Consider the following 19,580-nt stretch of genomic DNA (forward strand, 5'->3'; position numbering starts at 1 on the left):
ACGATCAGTTGTTGTTATCGCGCAAGTTGTAGTTGACCCCGATACCGATCGATTTCTGGAACGGAATCAGTTGGTTCAGGTACAGGTCGACCCACTCGATGCCATTGCCCACATGGGACTTGGGCACGAACACCACGTCGCCGCGTTGCAACAGCACCGGCGGGCGGTTGCTGACGCCGGCGAGCATGGTGTCGCGGTAGTCGAAGAAGTAGGTCTTGTAGCGGCCGTCGTCTTCCTGGCGCAGCAGCGCGACGTTGCGGCTGTCGCCCACCGGCAGCAGGCCGCCGGCACCGATCAGCGCCTGCTCGAGGGTGGTGACGGTGGTCACCGGCAGGCTGGCCGGGTTGCGCACCGAACCGCCGACGAACACGGTGTTGCTCGGAGCCGTGGAGATGTTCACGGTCAGGGCCGAATCCTGGTAGATGTTTTTCAGCTTGTCCTCAAGCACCAGCGTCAGTTGCTGCGGGGTCAGGCCCGCCGCCTTGACGTTGCCGACATAGGGGTAGGCGAAGCTGCCGTCGTTCATCACCGTGAACAGGGTCAGCTCGTAGATCGAGTTGGCGGTGAAGGCGGAGATGGACGGTGCCTCGCCGGTATTGCGCACGATGCGCAAGGTATCGCCGGCGCGGATCCTTTGTGCCGGCAAGGGCTTGCCGGCCAGGGCGTCGCCGGCCTGGTGACCTTCACGCAGTATGTTGCCTTCCGGCAGGGCCACCTTGGCCGGGATGCTGCAAGCGCTGAGTAAGAAAACACTGAGGATCAGCAGGATGTTTTTCATCGGTCAGTCTTCCTGTCGTGCATATTTGCAGCTCCCTGACGGGCTAGGTGGTAGTGCGTTGACGGTGTTTCAGGCCTTTGCGGTTGTGGCGGGAACCCGCCCGTAAATGTCGGTGAAACGCACGATGTCGTCCTCGCCGAGGTACTCGCCGCTCTGCACTTCGATCATCACCAGGTCGATCACCCCGGGATTGACCAGGCGATGGGTCTTGCCCGGTTTGATGAAGGTCGATTCGTTGGTATCGAGCAGGAATTCGTTGTCGCCGTTGGTGACCCGCGCCATGCCGCTGACGACGATCCAGTGCTCGCTGCGATGGTGGTGCATCTGCAGCGACAGCGACGCCTCGGGCTTGACCACGATGCGCTTGATCTTGAAGCGCTTGCCTTCCTCGAGCACGGTGTAGGTGCCCCATGGCCGGGTCACCGTGCGGTGCAGGCGATAGGCGTCGTGGCCCTGGCGCTTGAGTTCCTGGGCGATGAGCCGGACGTCCTGGCTGCGCTTGCCGTCGGCGATCAGCAGGGCATCGGGGGTGTCGATGATGATCAGGTCCTTGAGACCGACGCCACCGACCAGGCGCTTGGGCGAGTCGATGTAGCAGTTGCTCACGTCGTGCAGCACGGTTTCGCCATTGCACTGGTTGCCGTTGGCGTCGGCCGGACTCAGTTCGCGCACCGCCTGCCAGGAACCGATGTCGCTCCAGCCGAGCTGGCAGGGCACCACCGCGACCTTGTGCGAGCGCTCCATCAACGCATAGTCGATGGAAATGTCCGGGGCGAGGGCCAGGGTCTTGCCGTCGAGTTCCAGTTGCAGTTCCTGGTTGCCCTCGCGGCTGTGACTGTGGGTCAGGCACTCGGTCATGGCGGCCAGGACATCCGGTGCATGTTCCTGCAGTTCGCGCAGCACCGCATCGGCGCGCATGCAGAACATGCCGGCGTTCCACAGGTGCAGGCCTCCGTCGAGGTAGCGCTGGGCGGTGGCCGCATCGGGCTTCTCGACAAAGCGTGCGACCTGGAAGCTGTCATTGCCCAGGGCCTGGCCTTTCTCGATATAGCCGAAGCCGGTCTCGGCCTTGGTCGGTACCAGGCCGAAGGTCACCAGCCAGCCCTGCTCGGCCAGTTGCCGGGCCTTTTGCACCGCCTTGGCGAAGGCCTCCAGGTCCTTGATCAGATGGTCGGCCGGCAACACCAGCAGTTGCGCATCTTCGCCGTACAGGCGGGCGACATGCAGGGCGGCAGCGGCGATCGCCGGCGCGGTGTTGCGGCCGAACGGTTCGAGGATGAAGTCCAGGGCCGCGGCGCTTTTGTTCAGCAGGCGGTAGTCATCCAGGGTGCGGAAGAACACTTCGCGGTTGGTCACCGTCAGCAGGCGCTGGACGTCAGCGAGACCGGCGGCACGGCGGAAGGTCTTCTGCAGCAGGCTTTCGCCGTCGGGCAGGCGCATGAAGGGCTTGGGCATGGCCTCGCGGGACACCGGCCAGAGTCGGGTGCCGGCACCGCCGGCGATGATGCAGGGAATGAGTAGGCTCATTCAGAAGGCCTCGCGCGTCAGAAGCACTGCCGGGACAGTGCGGAACAAAATGTAGAGATCGAACCAGATCGACCAGTTTTCGATGTACTCCAGATCGAACTCCACGCGTTTCTCGATCTTTTCCAGCGTGTCGGTTTCGCCGCGATAGCCGTTGATCTGCGCCAGTCCGGTGATCCCCGGCTTGACCCGGTGACGCGAGGTGTATTCCTTGACGGCCTCTTCGAACAGGATGCCGGCGGCCTTGGTGGCGGTGGCGTGGGGGCGCGGGCCGACCATGGACATGCTGCCGATGAATACATTGAACAATTGGGGCAACTCGTCGAGGCTGGTCTTGCGGATAAAACGCCCGACCCGGGTGATCCGTGGATCGCCGCGGGTGGTCTGTTTCTCGGCGGTGGCGTCGCTCTGGTGCTGATGCATCGAGCGAAACTTGAAGACTTCGATCAGCCGGTTGTTGTAGCCATAGCGTTTCTGGCGAAACAGCACCGGGCCGGGGGAGTCGAGTTTAATCGCCAGGGCCACCAGCAGCATCACCGGTGACAAAAGAATCAGCGCGGTGCTCGACAGCACCATGTCCTCGAGACGCTTGAACATCGGCGACCAGCCGCGCAAGGGCACTTCGGAGGCGTTGAACATCGGCAGGTTGGCGACTTCGGTGATGCGGTTGTGGGCATGGCGGAAGGCGACCATGTCCGGCACCAGCAGCACATTGACCGGTAGCCGGCGCAGTTCGCGGATGATGTAGTCCATGCGGTTCTCGGCCGACCAGGGCAGGGCGACAAGCACCTGGGTGACCTTCTCCTCGCGGATCAGCCGTTCCAGGTCACTGGAGTTGCCCAGCAGCGGCAGGTTGACCATGGTTTTCGGCAGCCGGCCGATGCGGTCGTCGATAAAGCCGATGACGCCGGAGCGGATGTCCTGGTGCTGGGCCAGGTATTCGGCCAGGCGCTGGCCGTTCTCGGTGGCGCCGAGGATCACCGCGTGCTGCAGGAAGATGCCGCGTTGCATCAGTTGCTGGAACAGCGTCAGGAGGATCAGGCGTTCGACACCGAACAACACCAGGCTGGCGAGGAACCAGACCAGCAATTGGGTAGTGGTCAGGTAGCTGAACAGTTGCAGGCCGTAATGCATGAACAGCAGCAGGCAGAACGCCGAGGACCAGGCAAAGAGAGTGATCTGGAAACGCAGCAGGTTGCTGAAGATGGTCTCGGCATAAACGCCCAGCGCCTGGAAGATCAGCACACTGATGACACCGAAGAACAGCAGGATGGTCAGGTAGCTCTTGGTAATCTCGGGGCTTTGCTCGCGCAGGAAAACCAGCAGCAACAGCCCCGGCAGAATGGCCGTCAGGCCATGGACCAGACGAATGCCGAACAGGAAGTACTCGACCATGCTGGGCCGGGTGAGCAATAAGCTGTCGACTGGTTGCAAACGCATGTGACCCCCTCCCTTTCTACCATCGCGAAATGGCAACTACGAAGCACTACGGCAGGTACTTCCTATGGCAAAGCCACAAGGTATTTCGCGATAACCCCGTCCCTGATGGCTAATTTTTCTACCGGACGAGCCCGGTATCGGCAGTCAACCGTTTGAAGGTCTTCCTCCGCTTTTATTGCCTTTACGGTGCGTTTTTCCTCTCATTTGAATGGCATGGGCTTGAGTAAAGCTCATGAAACAGTGGGTCGCTAATGGAATGATGCCTTGTAGCTAAAAAAAATCCGAAACGACGCTGTTGTGCTATATCACGCGCGATGTAGAGCGGTCGGTGGTGCTGGCGATGAAATAAAATCAGGGGCGACAGGTCGTTTTCCGTCGGTTGCGGTCCACATGTTTCAGGCCCATCGACACAGGAGAAACCGCTCATGAACGAGCGCAAGGCATTGCTGATTCTGCATGGTAAGCAGGCCCTCAACGAAGAGGTTCGGGCGGCGGTCGAGGGCAAGCGGCGGGAAGGTTGGGAACTGGCCGTGCGTGTCACCTGGGAGGCCGGCGATGCCAGGCGTCTGGTGAATGAAGCGCTGGAGACGGGCTATCGGCAACTGATTGCCGGCGGCGGCGATGGCACCTTGCGTGATATCGCCGAGGCGCTGGTGCTGGCGAACAGCGAGGCGAGCCTGGTGCTGATGCCGCTGGGCACCGCCAATGATTTTGCCCGTGCCGCCGGGGTGCCGCTGGAACCGGCCCTGGCTTTGCAACTGCTGGACGTGCCGGCCCGGCCGATCGACCTGGGGGCCGTTGGCGGGCAGTTGTTCCTGAACATGGCCACTGGAGGATTCGGCAGCCAGGTGACGGTCAATACTTCGGAAGACCTGAAGAAAGTCCTGGGCGGCGCCGCCTACCTGTTCACCGGGCTGTCACGCTTCAGCGAATTGCACGCCGCCTATGGCGAATTGCAGGGACCGGATTTTCATTGGCGGGGTGAGTTGCTGGCATTGGGTATCGGCAACGGGCGCCAGGCGGGCGGTGGGCATCTGCTGTGCCCCGAGGCGTTGGCCGATGATGGCCTGCTCGATATCAGTATCCTGCCGGCGCCCCAGGAGGTGGTCGGTACCCTGCGCAGCCTGATGAGCGATGGCTGGGGGCTCGACAACATGTTTGTCCGGGCCCGCCTGCCCTGGGTCGAGATCAAGGTCGCCGAAGGCTTGTACCTGAACCTCGACGGCGAACCGCTGGAGAGTGATTGCCTGCGGTTCGAGGCGCGTGCCGGGGCGTTGCGGGTGCACTTGCCGGCGGATTCGCCACTGCTCAGTCGTCGAGGCTGATGATGCGCTCGCGGACAGCGAACAGGACCAGCCCGGCGACGTCGAAAATCTGCAGGCGCTTCATGATCTGCGAACGGTGGGTTTCCACGGTCTTGATGCTCAGGCCCAGGCCGTTGGCGATTTCCCGGGTGGATTTGCCGCGCACGATCAGCCTGAGGATCTCCAGCTGGCGTCCGGTCAGGTTGTGGGTTTCGGCTTCTACCGGCGAATGGCGCTGGACCTGGGTCAGGGCCTGGTTGATCACCGTGTGGGCGATTGCCGGACTGAGGTAGCGCTCGTCGTTGCGCAAGGCTTCCAGAGCCTGGGCCAGTTCGGTGGCGGTGGTGTCCTTGAGCAGGTAGCCATGGGCGCCGATCTCCAGGGCCTGCATGATCAATTGCGGGTCGGTGTGCATCGACAGGATCAGTACCTTGCTCTGCGGGCGTACCGCCTGGAGCTGGCGCAAGGCATCGAGGCCGCCGGTATCGCGCATGGACAGGTCGAGCAGGATGATATCCGGGTTCAGGCGTTCGACGGCTTCGAGCAACTGTGCGCCGTCATTGGCTTCGCCGATCACGGCGTAGCCTGGAATATCCAGCACCAGGGCACGCACACCGGCCCTGATCAGTGAGTGGTCATCCACAAGAAGTAAGTTGCAGGTCATAGAACCTTATTCGTACTGGCTCGTTCGAGGGCCCGGGGGGCCCAGGGAAGAAGGGCTTCGATTTGCGTACCTTTGCCGGGTCCGCTACTGACTGTCAATGTGCCGCCCAGCTGTTCGATCCGCTCCGCCATGCCGGCCATGCCGCGCTGGCCTTGCTCGCCCGGATTGGCTGCCGGGGAAAAGCCCAGGCCATCGTCGGCGATGTGCAACGACAGGCCTTCGGGCAGGCGCTTGAGGCGTATCAGCAGATTATTGGCCTTGGCGTGGCGGAGCATGTTGGTGACGGCCTCCTGGGTCACGCGAAAGGCGGTCACGGCCATTTCCTCGGACAATCCGGTCAGCCGCTGCTGGCATTCCAGGCTCCAGTGCACCGTGCTATTGCCCAGGGTCTTGAGCAGATGGGCACGCAGACTGGCTTCCAGTCCGAGGCTGGCCAACTGGCGTGGATTGAGGATTGCCGAAACGTCCCGTACCTTGGCCAGGGTTTCGTCCAGGGTGTTGCTCAGATCGGCGCAATGGTTGCGCAACTCTTCCGGCAGACGGCCCTGCAGCCACTGGGTCTGCAGCTTGGCGGCCGTCAGCAGTTGGCCGATATCGTCGTGCAGTTCACGGCTGAGGCGGTGACGTTCGTTTTCCTGGACTTCCAGCAGGCGATCGGCGAGTTCCTGGGGTTGAAAATTGATCGAGGTCTGGTACACCCGGTGCTGCAGCCAGACGCTGGTCAGCGCGGCCAGATTCAACATCAGCAGGATCAGCAGCAACAGGCTTCGCGGCAGGCTCGAACAGTTCAGATAGACCGACAGGCTCATCACGGCCGAGGCGACACATAACAAGACGGTCAGCCGGCGGGCATTTTTGCGAGAGGGGAGCCAAGGTTTTAATGACTTGAGGCTGGCGTACATAGCGTGTAGAGCCAATGAATGTTCGCTACGGGGAGCCCCACGCTGTCACCGGCGGGACTCTGTTGAAAAACGGCTACGGTTCAATACTTATACACAAGGTGACGCAATGTATATGTTTATAGGCCAAGACAACGCTGGCCGTCATGACGAATCGAGATGAAATCACTTTGCCATCAAGCACATAAGTGAGCGGGCAGCATAATAGCACTTCGTTTAAGGTTGGTCGTCCCCGGTGATATATGTCCGAGTGGTCAGCATTTTTGTACGATGGTTCCGCTACGCCTGGAAAACCGCTTGCTGCAACCGCTTTACTTGTGAACTTACGGCACTTTGTCGTGTACACGCTAGTTATTCTTTGCGCACTAAAAAGCCCAGCCTGAAGCCCGAAAGTTGGTTGTTAGTTGGTCGTGTCGGTTTTGACTATGGAGGAGGCGTAAGGCGCGCTTAACTATTGGAAATAGCTAATATAAATGCATGGGCGAGGGTGCTGCTATTCAAACGGATTGTCCGGGAAAGGTGATCAGCGCGAAGGCTTTCGGTTCGGTGAACAGGGTTCCGGAAAGGTCGGTCTGGGCTGCCAGGGCCGCGATCAGTTCAGCCTGTTCGCTGTCGTCGAGGCTGAGCTGGCCGGTATAGGGATCGATCAGTTCCAGTTGCCATGCCAGCAGGGTCAGGCAGTCCTGCAGGGCCTGCAAGGCGTCATTGTGCAGGTTGAGCTGCTGGGGAGCATGGCTCAGTACGCCGTGGATATGCCGGGAAAAGTCGGCCATGCAGCGCACGCCGAGCACATCGGCCCGTCCGGCCAGCTTGTGCAGCGCGGCGAGCAGGCAATCGATCGCATCCCGATCGTTGCGGATCAGGCCCAGGTGCTGGCAGCACTCCTGCATTTTCGCTTGCAGGGTCCCGGCCTCGACGAGGAATTCAGGCAGACTCGTCTGCCACTCTTTACCGTTCAGCATGCTTTATCTCCATGAAAACATCGGCAGGCGATAGAACGTCGCGCTTGGCGAACGGCGTTAAGTTAATGTCGGCCAACAGAGGATGTCTGTAGTCTGTTTCCGATTGTTTCAGTCTTGGTGTATTGCGCAACATTCTTGGGCCGCGCGTGCTCATCTTCAGGAAAATCAGTCCAGGCGATTGCAAGGATCGTTCGAAAGGGCCGTTCCAGAGCGCTCCAACAAGATTTGTGAGGCGTCTCTTCTGGTTTGCTGGCCACCGTCCCGCGATCGAAAGCAAAAGCCTGACTCCGTTCATGCAATGAGAATGGCGTCACATTAATGGCTATTGGATATCGCGAATATCAGGTTGGGCCTGATTGTTACTAGGGGATTCCCCTATGGAGGGGAACAAAAAGAACAATTTGTGGTCGCGCCGCGAGGGAATGTATCGAGTTCTGGCGATGAGTCCAGTAAAGCATGATGTTAATGTGACATCAAACGTTTTACATGGCATTTTGTCGGAGGGTCAAGGTCTGGCAGGTTCAGCCGATAACTCTCTCAATGTAGTTTTTTTGTATCAGCGCCCCAGGAGTGATTGATGGCCGGCATTCTCGACACGGTAGACCAACGTACGCAACTGGTGGGTGAGAATCGTCTGGAGATTCTCATGTTTCGCCTGGCCGGTCGCCAGCTGTTCGCGATCAACGTGTTCAAGGTTCAGGAAGTCCTGCAACTGCCCAAGCTGACCCTGATGCCCCAGCGCCATCCGTTTGTCTGTGGTGTGGTCAACCTGCGGGGGCAGACCCTGCCGGTGATCGACTTGTCCCAGGCGATCGGCATGCGCCCCCTGGTGCCGGGCCCCAACAGCACCATTATCGTGACCGAATACAACCGCTCGGTGCAGGCATTCCTGGTCGGTGGCGTGGATCGCATCGTCAACATGAACTGGGAAGCGATCCTGCCGCCGCCGACGAGTGCCGGTCGCCAGCACTACCTGACCGCCATCAGCAAGGTCGACGACCAGTTGGTGGAAATCATCGACGTCGAGAAAGTCCTGGCCGAGATCGTCCCGTATAACGCCAAGGTGTCCCGTGAAAAACTCGACGACCCGGTGATGGAGCGTGCGCGGGGCCGTGAGGTGCTGCTGGTCGATGACTCCAACGTGGCCTTGTCGCAGTTGCGCGACACCCTGGGCCAGCTGGGAGTGAAGATGCATATCGCCAGCGATGGCTTGAAGGCCTTGAACATGCTCAAGGGGTGGGCCGACTCCGGGGAGGTGATGACCGACAAGCTGCTGATGGTCTTTACCGATGCGGAAATGCCGGAGATGGACGGTTATCGCCTGACCACCGAGATCCGCAACGACCCGCGTCTGCGCGGTCTTTATGTGGTGTTGCATACCTCGCTGTCCGGCAGCTTCAACGATGCCATGGTGAAGAAGGTCGGCTGCGACAACTTCCTCTCCAAGTTCCAGCCCGACAAACTGGTGGATGTGGTGCGCCAGCGCCTGTTGCTGGACGAAGCCTGACACGGCCATGGTCATGTAGGCGCCGGCTTGCCGATGCGGAGTTTGTGAGAGGGGGCTTGCCCCCGAAGCTTTTAGGGCCTTAAGGGCCTCATCGCCAGCAAGCCGGCTCCTACAGCTCCCTGTTTGGCCGGCGGCTCTGTGTTGCACCTGTTCACCCTCCTGTAGAATTGCTGTTTTACCTCCACAGGAGTTGGACATGTTGCGTCTGAGCGCGCTGTATCGTTATCCGTTGAAGTCCGGCAAGGGCGAATCTCTGCAGCACGGCTCGCTCGACGAGTTGGGGTTGAGCGGGGATCGACGCTGGATGGTGGTGGACGAAGCCAGCGGACGTTTCCTGACCCAGCGTGCCGTGGCCGGCATGAGCCAGTTGTCCGCCTTGTGGAATGTCGCGGGCGGCCTGACCTTGAGCGCGCCGGGGCGCTCGGCGCTGGACGTGGCATTGCCGTCGGCAGACCAGTCGTTGCGCGGCGTGACTATCTGGAGCGATACCTTGCGCGTGCCCGATGCCGGTGATGAAGCGGCGGCCTGGCTCAGCGAATTTATCGGCAAGCCGGTGCGCCTGGTGCATGTGCCGCTGGAGCGGGCGCGGATAACCCAGGCGGGTTACGGCAATGACGATGACCGTGTGGCGTTTGCCGATGGTTTCCCGCTGTTACTGATCGGTCAGGCATCGCTGGAGGATCTTTCCCATAAAGTCGGACGACCTCTGGAGATGCTGCGTTTTCGTCCCAACCTGGTGATCGAGGGCAGCACGGCGTTTGCCGAGGACCAGTGGAAGCGCATTCGCATCGGCGACGTCGAGTTTCGGGTGGTCAAGCCGTGCTCACGCTGCATCCTGACCACCATTGATCCGCAGTCCGGGGAGCGTAGTGCCGACCGGGAGCCGTTGACGACCCTCAAGACCTACCGCGAGCAAGGTGGGGATGTGATGTTCGGGCAGAACCTGGTCAATGACGGCCAGGGTCGGCTTGAGGTGGGGATGCCGGTGACCGTTCTCGAATAATGACGTGAACTGTAGGAGCCGGCTTGCCGGCGATCGGGGCCAGAGGTCTTGCGTCGCCTGCTCAGTCGCCATCGCCGGCAAGCCGGCTCCTGCAAGAGCGACATCATTGATCGTCGAAGTAACGCTCGTTCCAGTCAACCAGCGGCTGCGGGGCATTGAGCTTCTGGCCGTAGATCACCGAGTACGACAGCACGTTCTGCACGTATTGCCGGGTTTCATCGAACGGAATGCTTTCCACCCATACGTCGAAACTCAGGTGGTTCGCACCCTTGAGCCACTGCCTGACCCGGCCCGGGCCGGCGTTGTAGGCAGCGGTGGCGAGTACGCGGTTACCGTTGAACTGCCCGTGAACCTGGCTCAGGTAGGCGGCACCCAGCTGGACGTTCTTGTCCGGGTCCAGTACCTGCTGGGGTGATGCCAGCGGGATGCTGAACTTGCGCGCGGTTTCCTTGGCGGTGCCGGGCATCAGTTGCATCAGGCCGGTGGCGCCGACGCTGGAGCGTGCGTCATCCATGAAGGCACTTTCCTGGCGGGTAATGGCGAACACCCAGCTCGAATGCAGGCCGCGCAGCTTGGCCTCACGCACCAGCGTATCGCGGTGAGCCATCGGGAAGCGGATATCCAGGTCGTCCCAGTACTGGGCCTGGCTGATGGTACGAATCGCCGGGAAGTACCACTTCAGGTCATAGGCCAGTTTGGCCTGGGCGACCATTTCGTCGCGGTTGAACATCCGGCTTACGTGGTACCACTCGCGGCGACCGTCGACGATCTGGCCGCGATCGTGCAACTCCAGCGCCCGCCGTACACCCGGTGTGCTGCGGACCTTGTTGATCAGTTGCTGGCTGAGTACCAGCGGACGGTTGGTCAACTGGTAGGCAGTCTGTGAGCGATCGGCAGCGAGGAAACCGTAGAAGTCGCGCTCGCGGGCGACATTCTTCAGCAGTACCAGCGCCTGCGGATTCTGTGGTTGCGCCAGTTCCAGGCTGCGGGCCTGCCAGTAGCGCCAGCGATTGGTCGCGGCCAGGTCCTGGGGCAGTTTGCGAGTCAACTGGTAGGCATCTTCCCAGCGTCCCAGGCGCAGCAGCAGGCGCAGGCGCCATTCGGTGACAGTGTTGTCACGCAGTTCCGGGTCGTACTGGGTCATGATATCGAGGGCGCGGCTGTCGTAGCGGCGCGCCAGGGTCAGGCCGATTTCGCGGGCGATCGAAACCTTTTCGTCACGGGAGAAGTGCATGCTGGCGGCATAGCCATCGAGCAGTGCCATGGCCTTGTCCGGATCCTGGCGGGCGAGACGGCGCAAGCCGAGGCCAACCACGTCGGACATGGCTTCATCGGCCGGCACGAAGCGCGAAGGCTGGCTCAGCAGGTCGGGTTTCTGCGCCACCTCGATCATCATCCGGCCTTGCGGGCCGAGGGTGCTCAGGCCCTTGACCAGGGCGGTGGCGAGACCGTAGTTGCGCGCTTCGGCAGCCAGCTTGAGGCGCTGCCAGCGTTTTTGCTCGGTCAGCTGACCTTCCGTCGCCCAGCGGTCGAACAGCGCGTCGCAGGCGGTTGGTTGGGTCTTGCCGGTCAGCCAGAGTTTTTCCGCCGTGGCATAGCCTTCGGCGCGCAGGTTGTGGCTGAGTTGGTACTGGCCGTTGAGGCAGTCCAGTTCGGTGAAATTCAGTTTCGGGTCGTAGTACTTGACGAAGGGGGCCCAGTCGCCACGATCGGCCAGCCAGCGCAACCAGCGCAGCTTCATCCAGTTGGCCTGGGGCAGGTCGCCGTGTTCGGCGAGGAACTTCTCGATCTCGGCATTGCTTGCGGTTTTCAGCCGGGCGGTCAGTTCGTCGTAGGCCAGGTAGGGTTCCAGCGGGTAGCTCTGTAAGGTGTCCTGATACTGGAAATAGGGGCCTGAGTCGCCCTTGGCCAGGGCGCGCTTGGCCTCATCGTAGAGTTGGCGTTGCTGGGTGAGGTCGACAGCCTGTGCAGCTTGAACGGCGCAGGTGGAAAGAAGCAGACACGATAAAAAATTGAAAAGACGGCTGCGCATGAGACTTCCGAGCAAAAAAAACGGACGAGTGCCGAACAACGCCGACACTGATTGTCGGGTAGCTTAGCCTTTTGCCGGCGACGGGCGAAAGTTTTGCCGGGCGCTGTACGCAACTTGATACTAAATGTCATCTTGGCCGGGGCATTGGCAAAAATCGCGGCCGCCTCGGGGCTCAAGTCAGGTAGAATGCGCGCCCGGTTTTTGGAGAAGCTCATGACCCTGCTCAAATTCAGCGATGTGTCCCTTGCTTTCGGCGCCATGCCGTTGTTGGACAAGGTGTCCTGGCAGATCGCCCGTGGTGAGCGGGTGTGCATCATCGGCCGCAACGGCACAGGCAAATCCAGCATGTTGAAGCTGGTCAAGGGCGATCAGAAGCCCGATGACGGCTCCGTCTGGCGTGCGCCCGGGCTCAAGATCGGCGAATTGCCGCAAGAGCTGCCGGTGGCCGACGGGCGGACCGTGTTCGATGTCGTGGCCCAGGGCCTGGACGGCGTCGGCGAATTGCTCGCGCAGTATCACCACTTGAGCCAGAACATCGTCACCGATGCCGACCTGGACAAGCTGATGCATGTCCAGCATGACCTCGAAGCCCGTGACGGCTGGCGCTTGCAGCAACTGGTCGACAGCACCCTGAGTCGCCTGCAGTTGCCTGCCGACAAGACCCTCGCCGAGTTGTCCGGCGGCTGGCGTCGTCGCGTGCTGCTGGCCCAGGCGCTGGTGTCCGAACCGGACCTGCTGCTGCTCGACGAGCCGACCAACCACCTGGATATCGGTGCGATTGCCTGGCTGGAAGAGGCCCTGAAGGATTTCCAGGGTGCCGTGCTGTTCATCACGCACGACCGTTCTTTCCTGCAGAACCTGGCGACCCGCATTCTTGAACTGGATCGCGGCGGCCTGATCGACTGGAACGGCGACTACGCCAGCTTCCTGGTGCACAAGGAAGCCTCCCTGGCCGCTGAAGAAACCGCCAACGCGCTGTTCGACAAGCGCCTAGCCCAGGAAGAAGTCTGGATTCGCCAGGGCATCAAGGCCCGGCGTACCCGTAACGAAGGCCGTGTGCGCGCGTTGAAGGCCTTGCGCGTGGAGCGTAGCGAACGTCGCGAGCGTACCGGCAAGGCGAATATCCAGCTGGAAACCGCCGACAAGTCCGGCAAGCAGGTCATGGTCCTCGACAATGTCAGCTTTGCCCATCCGGGCGGCCCGTTCCTGATCAAGGATTTCTCCATGGTCCTGCAGCGCGGCGACCGGATCGGCCTGCTGGGGGCCAACGGCACCGGCAAGACCACCCTGTTGAAGCTGATGCTCAGCGGCCTGGTGCCGACCAGTGGCAAAGTGGAAGAGGGCACCCGTATCGACGTGGCCTACTTCGACCAGTTGCGTCATCAGTTGGACCTGGAAAAGACCGTGATCGACAACGTCGCCGAAGGTCGCGACTTTATCGATATCGATGGCCAGAGCCGTCACGTGCTCAGCTACCTCGGCGACTTCCTGTTCAGTCCGCAGCGTGCGCGTACGCCGGTCAAGGCCTTGTCCGGTGGTGAGCGTGCGCGCCTGCTGCTGGCCAAGTTGTTCAGCAAGCCGGCGAACCTGCTGGTGCTCGACGAACCGACCAACGACCTCGACGTGGAAACCCTCGAACTGCTGGAGGAAGTGCTGTTGACCTTCCAGGGGACCGTGCTGATGGTCAGCCACGACCGGGCATTCCTCGATAACGTGGTGACCAGTACCCTGGTCTTCGAAGGCGAAGGCAAGGTCCGCGAATACGTCGGTGGTTATCAGGACTGGCTGCGCCAGGGTGGTTCTCCGCGTCTGCTGGGTGTGACCGAGAACAAGTCGGGCAAGGCCGAGCTGAATTCGGCGGTCGTTACCGCTGCACCGGCACCGGTGGCGGCCCAGGCTGAAGTTCCGGTGGCGAAGAAGAAGCTCAGCTACAAGCTGCAGCGCGAACTCGAAGCCCTGCCAGGCGAGATCGATGCCAAGGAGCAGCAGATCGCCGCTGCCGAGGCTGAAATGGCCGAGGCGGGTTTCTACCAGCGCCCTGCGGCTGAAACGGCTGCGGTGATTGCCCGGTTGGAAAAGCTCCAGGCTGAACTGGAGGTGATGGTGGAGCGTTGGGCCGAGCTGGATGCCTGATTGATCGATCGGCAAGCAAAAAGCCCGGCTTCATGCCGGGCTTTTTGATGATCAGCTCTTGCTTTGCAGGCGGACCGCGAGGACATCGCACGGCGCACCGTGCAGCACGTCATTGGCGGTGGAGCCGAGCAGCAGGGCCAGGCCGTGGCGGCCATGACTGCCGACCACGATCAGGTCGCAGGCCTGTTCCTTGGCCAGGTGATGGATTTCCTGGCGAGGCTGGCCGTAGGTCAGGTGGCTGGTGTCACGCGACAACTCGGGATACTTGAGGATCAGCCGCTCCAGGCGCTCCTTGGCCTGGTCGAACTGTTGCTGCTGCAATTGGGACAGGTCCATCGGCACGTCACCGCCGAAGGCCATGGCCATGGGCTCGACGATGTGCACCAGGGACAGCTTGGCGCTGTTGCTGACCGACAGTTCGCGTGCGCGATGAATCACCGGGTCGCATTCTTCCGTCAGGTCGACGGCAACCAGAATGTGGTGGTAGGGCATGAAAGGCACCTCCTGAGGATCGCAATTGCTTTAAGTATGGCTCGTTTCAAGCTGATTGGTTCAGCAGTGACCCAATCGCTCATGAATAATCTTCGGGGAGTAGAGATATGACGGTCTGGATAGTGGTGTCAATCCTGGCAGTGGTCCTCAGCCCTCTGGCGTGGTTGCGCCCCTCGCGCCGCCAGAGCGGTCAGATGGCCCTGCGCATGGAAGCGCGTCGTATCGGCCTGGGCATGCAACTGGCGCCCCAGGAGTGGCCACACTGGCTGCCGCAGGAGCCGCCGAGCCCCTGTGCACAGTATCACCGGCCCCGCCGTGGCAAGGAGCCCGCGTGCTGGAGTTACTGGCAGACCGAGCCGGGGATCTGGCTCAACCAATGGCGCGAAGTGCTGGAGGACGAATCCCTGCTGGTTCATTTCAGGACATTGCCGGCCAATGTGTTCAAGGTCGAGGCGGACAAGCAGATGATCGCGCTCTACTGGGGCGAGCGGGGTGAGGCACAGGTGTTGCTGGCCATCGCCGCAGTGCTCAAGGCGCTGGCCTGAAGCAGGCGGGTCGGGCTGCAACGGCGCCGATCCCGCGATGGGGAGAAAGACAATAAAAAGCCCGACAGGCAACATCGGGCTGGGGTTGGCCAGGCAGGCCGGTCAATCTGTGTTGCCGAGCTTACGCCTTGTGTTCATAAAAAGCGTCCCTATTTTCCACTAGGCTGTTTCCTGGGGGGCTGGTAGGCCTATTCCCGTCTTTCTGTCTGACCTGGTTGCTTCGGTTGTTATTGATTTCATGAATGAAGCGCCATCAGACCGGCTGCTGGAGCGACTGCGCGCCTGGAAAGTGACCGGAAAGTCGCCTTTTCAGGGGCGTTTTCGGCAATTGACAATTGCCTCGAATTCCGTGAAGGTGTCCACACCCAAATCAAACGGGCGTATGAATTGAGCGTTTGTCTGATCAGACGGCTCTTACAGAATCCCGACTATCGCGTCGGCGGGTGTGCCTGGCGGCTTGGCGTAGCAGTGACGATGAGGTCAATGCCGGGCCAGGAGCTAGCGTCCGACGTGTACTGTTCAGCTTCCATATCGTGGAGATCAGTTGATGATTTACGAAGGTAAAGCCATCACGGTTAAGGCTCTTGAAAGTGGCATCGTCGAACTGAAGTTCGATCTCAAGGGTGAGTCCGTCAACAAGTTCAACCGTCTAACCCTGAACGAATTGCGTCAGGCGGTAGACACCATCAAGGCCGATGCCTCGGTCAAGGGTGTGATTGTCAGCAGCGGCAAGGACGTGTTCATCGTCGGCGCCGACATCACCGAATTTGTCGACAACTTCAAGTTGCCGGATGCCGAGCTCGTGGCGGGCAACCTCGAAGCCAACAAGATTTTCAGCGATTTCGAAGACCTGGCCGTGCCGACCGTTGCCGCGATCAATGGCATCGCCCTGGGCGGCGGTCTGGAAATGTGCCTGGCCGCGGATTTCCGCGTCATGTCCGTCACGGCCAAGATCGGCCTGCCGGAAGTCAAGCTGGGGATTTACCCGGGCTTTGGCGGCACCGTGCGCCTGCCGCGCTTGATCGGTGCGGACAACGCCATCGAGTGGATCGCCGCCGGTAAGGAAAACCGTGCCGAAGACGCCCTGAAAGTCGGTGCCGTCGATGCCGTGGTCGCTCCGGAAAAACTGCAGGAAGCTGCCCTGGAATTGATCAAACGCGCCATTTCCGGCGAGATCGATCACAAGGCCAAGCGCCAGCCCAAGCTGGACAAGCTCAAGCTCAACGCCATCGAACAGATGATGGCGTTCGAAACCGCCAAGGGTTTTGTTGCCGGTCAAGCCGGTCCGAACTACCCGGCCCCGGTCGAAGCCATCAAGACCATCCAGAAAGCCGCCAACTTCGGTCGCGACAAGGCCCTGGAAATCGAAGCCGCCGGCTTCGTGAAACTGGCCAAGACCTCGGCCGCACAAAGCCTGATCGGTCTGTTCCTGAATGACCAGGAACTGAAGAAAAAGGCCAAGGCCTACGACGAAATCGCCAAGGACGTGAAACAGGCCGCCGTATTGGGCGCCGGTATCATGGGCGGCGGTATCGCCTATCAGTCGGCTTCCAAGGGAACGCCGATCCTGATGAAGGACATCAATGAGCACGGTATCGAGCAGGGCCTGGCCGAAGCCGCCAAGCTGCTGGTCGGCCGTGTCGACAAGGGCCGCATGACCGCGGCGAAGATGGCCGAAGTACTCAACGGCATTCGTCCGACCCTGTCCTACGGTGACTTCGGTCATGTCGACCTGGTCGTCGAAGCCGTTGTCGAGAACCCGAAGGTCAAGCAGGCGGTCCTGGCGGAAGTCGAAACCCAGGTCAAGGAAGATGCGATCCTCGCGTCCAACACCTCGACCATTTCCATCAGCCTGCTGGCCAAGGCCCTCAAGCGTCCGGAAAACTTCGTCGGCATGCACTTCTTCAACCCGGTGCACATGATGCCGCTGGTGGAAGTGATCCGTGGCGAGAAATCCAGCGAGCAAGCGGTAGCGACTACCGTGGCCTACGCCAAGAAAATGGGCAAGAACCCGATCGTGGTCAACGACTGCCCGGGCTTCCTGGTCAACCGTATCCTGTTCCCGTACTTCGGTGGTTTCGCCAAGCTGGTCAGCGCCGGTGTGGACTTTGTCCGTATCGACAAGATCATGGAGAAATTCGGCTGGCCGATGGGCCCGGCGTACCTGATGGATGTGGTCGGTATCGACACCGGCCACCATGGTCGTGACGTGATGGCCGAAGGTTTCCCGGACCGCATGAAGGACGACCGTCGTTCGGCCGTCGATGCCCTGTACGAGGCCAAGCGCCTGGGCCAGAAGAACGGCAAGGGCTTTTACGCCTATGAGACCGACAAGCGCGGCAAGCAGAAGAAAGTCGCCGATTCGTCGGTGCTGGAAGTGCTCAAGCCGATTATCTACGAGCAGCGTGAGGTGACCGACGAGGACATCATCAACTGGATGATGATCCCGCTGTGCCTGGAAACCGTGCGTTGCCTGGAAGACGGTATCGTCGAGACCGCTGCCGAAGCCGACATGGGTCTGGTCTACGGCATTGGTTTCCCTCCCTTCCGTGGCGGTGCGCTGCGGTACATCGATTCGATCGGTGTCGCCGAGTTCGTTGCCCTGGCTGACCAGTACGCCGATCTGGGCGCGTTGTACCACCCGACCGCGAAGCTGCGCGAAATGGCCAAGAGTGGCCAGCGGTTCTTCGGTTAAGCGCCGTCCGGCACCACTAGAGCGAGAGTGAAACCAATGAGCTTGAATCCTAGAGACGTCGTGATTGTCGACTTCGGTCGTACTCCGATGGGCCGCTCCAAGGGCGGTATGCACCGCAACACCCGTGCCGAGGACATGTCGGCGCACCTGATCAGCAAGCTGCTGGAACGCAACGTCAAGGTCGACCCGAATGAAGTCGAGGACGTGATCTGGGGCTGTGTGAACCAGACCCTGGAGCAGGGCTGGAACATCGCGCGCATGGCGTCGCTGATGACCCAGATCCCGCACACCGCCGCCGGCCAGACCGTCAGCCGCCTGTGCGGCTCGTCGATGAGCGCACTGCACACCGCCGCCCAGGCGATCATGACCGGCAACGGTGACGTCTTCGTCGTCGGCGGCGTCGAGCATATGGGCCATGTCGGCATGATGCACGGTGTCGATCCGAACCCGCACATGTCGCTGTACGCGGCGAAAGCCTCGGGCATGATGGGCCTGACCGCCGAGATGCTGGGCAAGATGCACGGCATCACCCGCGAGCAGCAGGATGCCTTTGGCGTGCGCTCCCACCAGTTGGCTCACAAGGCCACCGTGGAAGGCAAGTTCAAGGACGAAATCATCCCGATGCAGGGTTATGACGAGAACGGTTTCCTGAAAGTGTTCGACTTCGACGAAACCATTCGTCCGGAAACCACCCTGGAAAGCCTGGCGGCCTTGAAGCCGGCGTTCAACCCCAAGGGCGGTACCGTGACGGCGGGTACGTCGTCGCAGATCACCGATGGTGCCTCGTGCATGATCGTGATGTCGGCGCAGCGTGCCCAGGACCTCGGCATCCAGCCCCTGGCGGTGATCCGCTCGATGGCGGTGGCGGGTGTGGATCCGGCGATCATGGGCTACGGTCCGGTACCTGCGACCCAGAAAGCGCTGAAGCGTGCAGGCCTGGCAATCTCCGATATCGACTTCTTCGAGCTCAACGAAGCCTTCGCCGCACAGGCCCTGCCGGTGCTGAAGGACCTGAAAGTGCTCGACAAGATGAACGAGAAGGTTAACCTGCACGGCGGCGCCATTGCTCTGGGCCACCCGTTCGGTTGTTCCGGTGCGCGGATTTCCGGCACTTTGCTCAACGTGATGAAGCAGAATGGCGGGACCCTCGGGGTCTCTACCATGTGCATCGGCCTCGGCCAGGGCATTGCCACCGTCTTCGAACGCGTCTAAGCGTTTCGTCGATGGAAGCCGGGGCCTAGTGCCCCGGTTTTTGTTTTTCTGAAATTTTTTTTATTTTATTTTGTAAGAGGGCCGATATATGAAATTGCAGCCTGGGCTCTATCAGCACTACAAGGGACCGCAGTACCGCGTTTTCAGCGTGGCACGGCATTCCGAGACCGAAGAGGAAGTGGTGTTCTACCAAGCGCTGTATGGCGATTACGGCTTCTGGGTACGTCCCTTGAGCATGTTCCTGGAGTCGGTCGAGGTTGACGGCGAACGGGTCCCACGCTTTGCTTTGGTGCAAGTCGAACCGAGCCTTTTTTCCAGGCCATGAGTGCCGATCGCGCAGAACCCTGCGCTTGACCTCACCTTGTTGCCACTATATATAGCGGTGCCGCG

At 60.9% G+C, this 19,580-nt stretch carries 16 protein-coding genes; 8 read left to right on the top strand and 8 right to left on the bottom strand.

Annotation, left to right across the window (positions count from 1 at the left end):
* Positions 1 to 4 precede the first annotated feature (4 nt).
* The 3 genes from HX851_RS10975 to HX851_RS10985 form a co-directional block, all read right to left on the bottom strand.
* Positions 5 to 778 carry a polysaccharide biosynthesis/export family protein gene (locus HX851_RS10975; RefSeq protein ID WP_177056537.1) on the bottom strand — a complete coding sequence of 258 codons (774 nt, stop codon included), beginning with the start codon at positions 776 to 778 and terminating at the stop codon, positions 5 to 7.
* A gap of 69 nt (positions 779 to 847) precedes the next feature.
* Positions 848 to 2,305 carry a mannose-1-phosphate guanylyltransferase/mannose-6-phosphate isomerase gene (locus tag HX851_RS10980; RefSeq protein WP_177056536.1) on the bottom strand — a complete coding sequence of 486 codons (1,458 nt, stop codon included), beginning with the start codon at positions 2,303 to 2,305 and terminating at the stop codon, positions 848 to 850.
* Positions 2,306 to 3,742 carry an undecaprenyl-phosphate glucose phosphotransferase gene (locus HX851_RS10985; RefSeq protein WP_177056535.1) on the bottom strand — a complete coding sequence of 479 codons (1,437 nt, stop codon included), beginning with the start codon at positions 3,740 to 3,742 and terminating at the stop codon, positions 2,306 to 2,308.
* Positions 3,743 to 4,167: 425 nt separating this feature from the next.
* Here HX851_RS10985 and yegS point away from each other — a divergent pair, with 425 nt between their 5' ends.
* Positions 4,168 to 5,067, top strand: coding sequence for a lipid kinase YegS (yegS, locus tag HX851_RS10990; protein ID WP_177056534.1), 900 nt, complete (start codon positions 4,168 to 4,170; stop codon positions 5,065 to 5,067).
* Here yegS and HX851_RS10995 read toward each other — a convergent pair.
* The 3 genes from HX851_RS10995 to HX851_RS11005 form a co-directional block, all read right to left on the bottom strand.
* Complete coding sequence (locus HX851_RS10995; protein ID WP_177056533.1) at positions 5,051 to 5,710, bottom strand: response regulator; 660 nt, start codon at positions 5,708 to 5,710, stop codon at positions 5,051 to 5,053. The genes yegS and HX851_RS10995 overlap by 17 nt on opposite strands.
* Positions 5,707 to 6,612 (bottom strand): sensor histidine kinase, encoded by a 906-nt coding sequence (locus HX851_RS11000; protein ID WP_177065754.1) that lies wholly within the window; start codon positions 6,610 to 6,612, stop codon positions 5,707 to 5,709. Before HX851_RS11000 ends, HX851_RS10995 begins: the two co-directional genes overlap by 4 nt.
* Positions 6,613 to 7,106: 494 nt before the next feature.
* Positions 7,107 to 7,571: a hypothetical protein gene (locus HX851_RS11005; protein ID WP_177056532.1), complete on the bottom strand. Its 465-nt coding sequence runs from the start codon at positions 7,569 to 7,571 to the stop codon at positions 7,107 to 7,109.
* Between the two features lie 577 nt (positions 7,572 to 8,148).
* Between HX851_RS11005 and HX851_RS11010 the strand changes: the two genes are divergently transcribed.
* Both HX851_RS11010 and HX851_RS11015 read left to right on the top strand, forming a co-directional pair.
* On the top strand, positions 8,149 to 9,078 hold the full coding sequence (locus HX851_RS11010) for a chemotaxis protein CheV (RefSeq protein WP_177056531.1): 930 nt from the start codon (positions 8,149 to 8,151) through the stop codon (positions 9,076 to 9,078).
* A 196-nt stretch (positions 9,079 to 9,274) separates the two neighbouring features.
* Positions 9,275 to 10,081 carry an MOSC domain-containing protein gene (locus HX851_RS11015; RefSeq protein WP_177056530.1) on the top strand — a complete coding sequence of 269 codons (807 nt, stop codon included), beginning with the start codon at positions 9,275 to 9,277 and terminating at the stop codon, positions 10,079 to 10,081.
* 103 nt (positions 10,082 to 10,184) lie between these two features.
* Here HX851_RS11015 and HX851_RS11020 read toward each other — a convergent pair whose 3' ends face one another.
* Positions 10,185 to 12,113: a transglycosylase SLT domain-containing protein gene (locus HX851_RS11020; RefSeq protein WP_177056529.1), complete on the bottom strand. Its 1,929-nt coding sequence runs from the start codon at positions 12,111 to 12,113 to the stop codon at positions 10,185 to 10,187.
* A 213-nt stretch (positions 12,114 to 12,326) separates the two neighbouring features.
* Here HX851_RS11020 and HX851_RS11025 point away from each other — a divergent pair, with 213 nt between their 5' ends.
* Positions 12,327 to 14,246: an ATP-binding cassette domain-containing protein gene (locus tag HX851_RS11025; protein WP_177065358.1), complete on the top strand. Its 1,920-nt coding sequence runs from the start codon at positions 12,327 to 12,329 to the stop codon at positions 14,244 to 14,246.
* Positions 14,247 to 14,297: 51 nt separating this feature from the next.
* On the opposite strand, the gene HX851_RS11030 is transcribed toward HX851_RS11025, so the two are convergent.
* Entirely contained in the window at positions 14,298 to 14,738 is a 441-nt protein-coding gene (locus HX851_RS11030) for a universal stress protein (RefSeq protein ID WP_017129598.1), read from the bottom strand.
* 107 nt (positions 14,739 to 14,845) lie between these two features.
* Between HX851_RS11030 and HX851_RS11035 the strand changes: the two genes are divergently transcribed.
* The 4 genes from HX851_RS11035 to HX851_RS11050 all read left to right on the top strand — a co-directional run bounded on the left by HX851_RS11035 (position 14,846) and on the right by HX851_RS11050 (position 19,515).
* A complete protein-coding gene (locus tag HX851_RS11035; RefSeq protein ID WP_177056527.1) occupies positions 14,846 to 15,283 on the top strand; it encodes a hypothetical protein in 438 nt (145 codons plus the stop codon).
* A 547-nt stretch (positions 15,284 to 15,830) separates the two neighbouring features.
* Complete coding sequence (gene fadB / locus HX851_RS11040) at positions 15,831 to 17,978, top strand: fatty acid oxidation complex subunit alpha FadB (protein WP_177056526.1); 2,148 nt, start codon at positions 15,831 to 15,833, stop codon at positions 17,976 to 17,978.
* Between the two features lie 36 nt (positions 17,979 to 18,014).
* Positions 18,015 to 19,190, top strand: coding sequence for an acetyl-CoA C-acyltransferase FadA (gene fadA, locus HX851_RS11045; protein ID WP_177056525.1), 1,176 nt, complete (start codon positions 18,015 to 18,017; stop codon positions 19,188 to 19,190).
* 88 nt (positions 19,191 to 19,278) lie between these two features.
* The gene (locus HX851_RS11050) at positions 19,279 to 19,515 is read left to right on the top strand and encodes a DUF1653 domain-containing protein (RefSeq protein ID WP_177056524.1); all 237 of its coding nucleotides are present in this window, start codon (positions 19,279 to 19,281) and stop codon (positions 19,513 to 19,515) included.
* Positions 19,516 to 19,580: the final 65 nt, after the last annotated feature.

Origin of the sequence: Pseudomonas gingeri (assembly GCF_013385635.1) — a bacterium.
GTDB classification, from domain to species: domain Bacteria; phylum Pseudomonadota; class Gammaproteobacteria; order Pseudomonadales; family Pseudomonadaceae; genus Aquipseudomonas; species Aquipseudomonas gingeri_A.

What these genes read in the sequence shown, in the direction of transcription:
- HX851_RS10995 (WP_177056533.1), bottom strand. Translation starts at nt 5,710, where the DNA reads ATGACCTGCAACTTACTTCTTGTGGATGACCACTCACTGATCAGGGCC.
- fadA (WP_177056525.1), top strand. Translation starts at nt 18,015, where the DNA reads ATGAGCTTGAATCCTAGAGACGTCGTGATTGTCGACTTCGGTCGTACT.
- HX851_RS11050 (WP_177056524.1), top strand. Translation starts at nt 19,279, where the DNA reads ATGAAATTGCAGCCTGGGCTCTATCAGCACTACAAGGGACCGCAGTAC.
- HX851_RS11020 (WP_177056529.1), bottom strand. Translation starts at nt 12,113, where the DNA reads ATGCGCAGCCGTCTTTTCAATTTTTTATCGTGTCTGCTTCTTTCCACC.
- HX851_RS11000 (WP_177065754.1), bottom strand. Translation starts at nt 6,612, where the DNA reads ATGTACGCCAGCCTCAAGTCATTAAAACCTTGGCTCCCCTCTCGCAAA.
- HX851_RS11030 (WP_017129598.1), bottom strand. Translation starts at nt 14,738, where the DNA reads ATGCCCTACCACCACATTCTGGTTGCCGTCGACCTGACGGAAGAATGC.
- yegS (WP_177056534.1), top strand. Translation starts at nt 4,168, where the DNA reads ATGAACGAGCGCAAGGCATTGCTGATTCTGCATGGTAAGCAGGCCCTC.
- HX851_RS10985 (WP_177056535.1), bottom strand. Translation starts at nt 3,742, where the DNA reads ATGCGTTTGCAACCAGTCGACAGCTTATTGCTCACCCGGCCCAGCATG.
- fadB (WP_177056526.1), top strand. Translation starts at nt 15,831, where the DNA reads ATGATTTACGAAGGTAAAGCCATCACGGTTAAGGCTCTTGAAAGTGGC.
- HX851_RS11035 (WP_177056527.1), top strand. Translation starts at nt 14,846, where the DNA reads ATGACGGTCTGGATAGTGGTGTCAATCCTGGCAGTGGTCCTCAGCCCT.
- HX851_RS11010 (WP_177056531.1), top strand. Translation starts at nt 8,149, where the DNA reads ATGGCCGGCATTCTCGACACGGTAGACCAACGTACGCAACTGGTGGGT.
- HX851_RS11005 (WP_177056532.1), bottom strand. Translation starts at nt 7,571, where the DNA reads ATGCTGAACGGTAAAGAGTGGCAGACGAGTCTGCCTGAATTCCTCGTC.
- HX851_RS11025 (WP_177065358.1), top strand. Translation starts at nt 12,327, where the DNA reads ATGACCCTGCTCAAATTCAGCGATGTGTCCCTTGCTTTCGGCGCCATG.
- HX851_RS10980 (WP_177056536.1), bottom strand. Translation starts at nt 2,305, where the DNA reads ATGAGCCTACTCATTCCCTGCATCATCGCCGGCGGTGCCGGCACCCGA.
- HX851_RS11015 (WP_177056530.1), top strand. Translation starts at nt 9,275, where the DNA reads ATGTTGCGTCTGAGCGCGCTGTATCGTTATCCGTTGAAGTCCGGCAAG.
- HX851_RS10975 (WP_177056537.1), bottom strand. Translation starts at nt 778, where the DNA reads ATGAAAAACATCCTGCTGATCCTCAGTGTTTTCTTACTCAGCGCTTGC.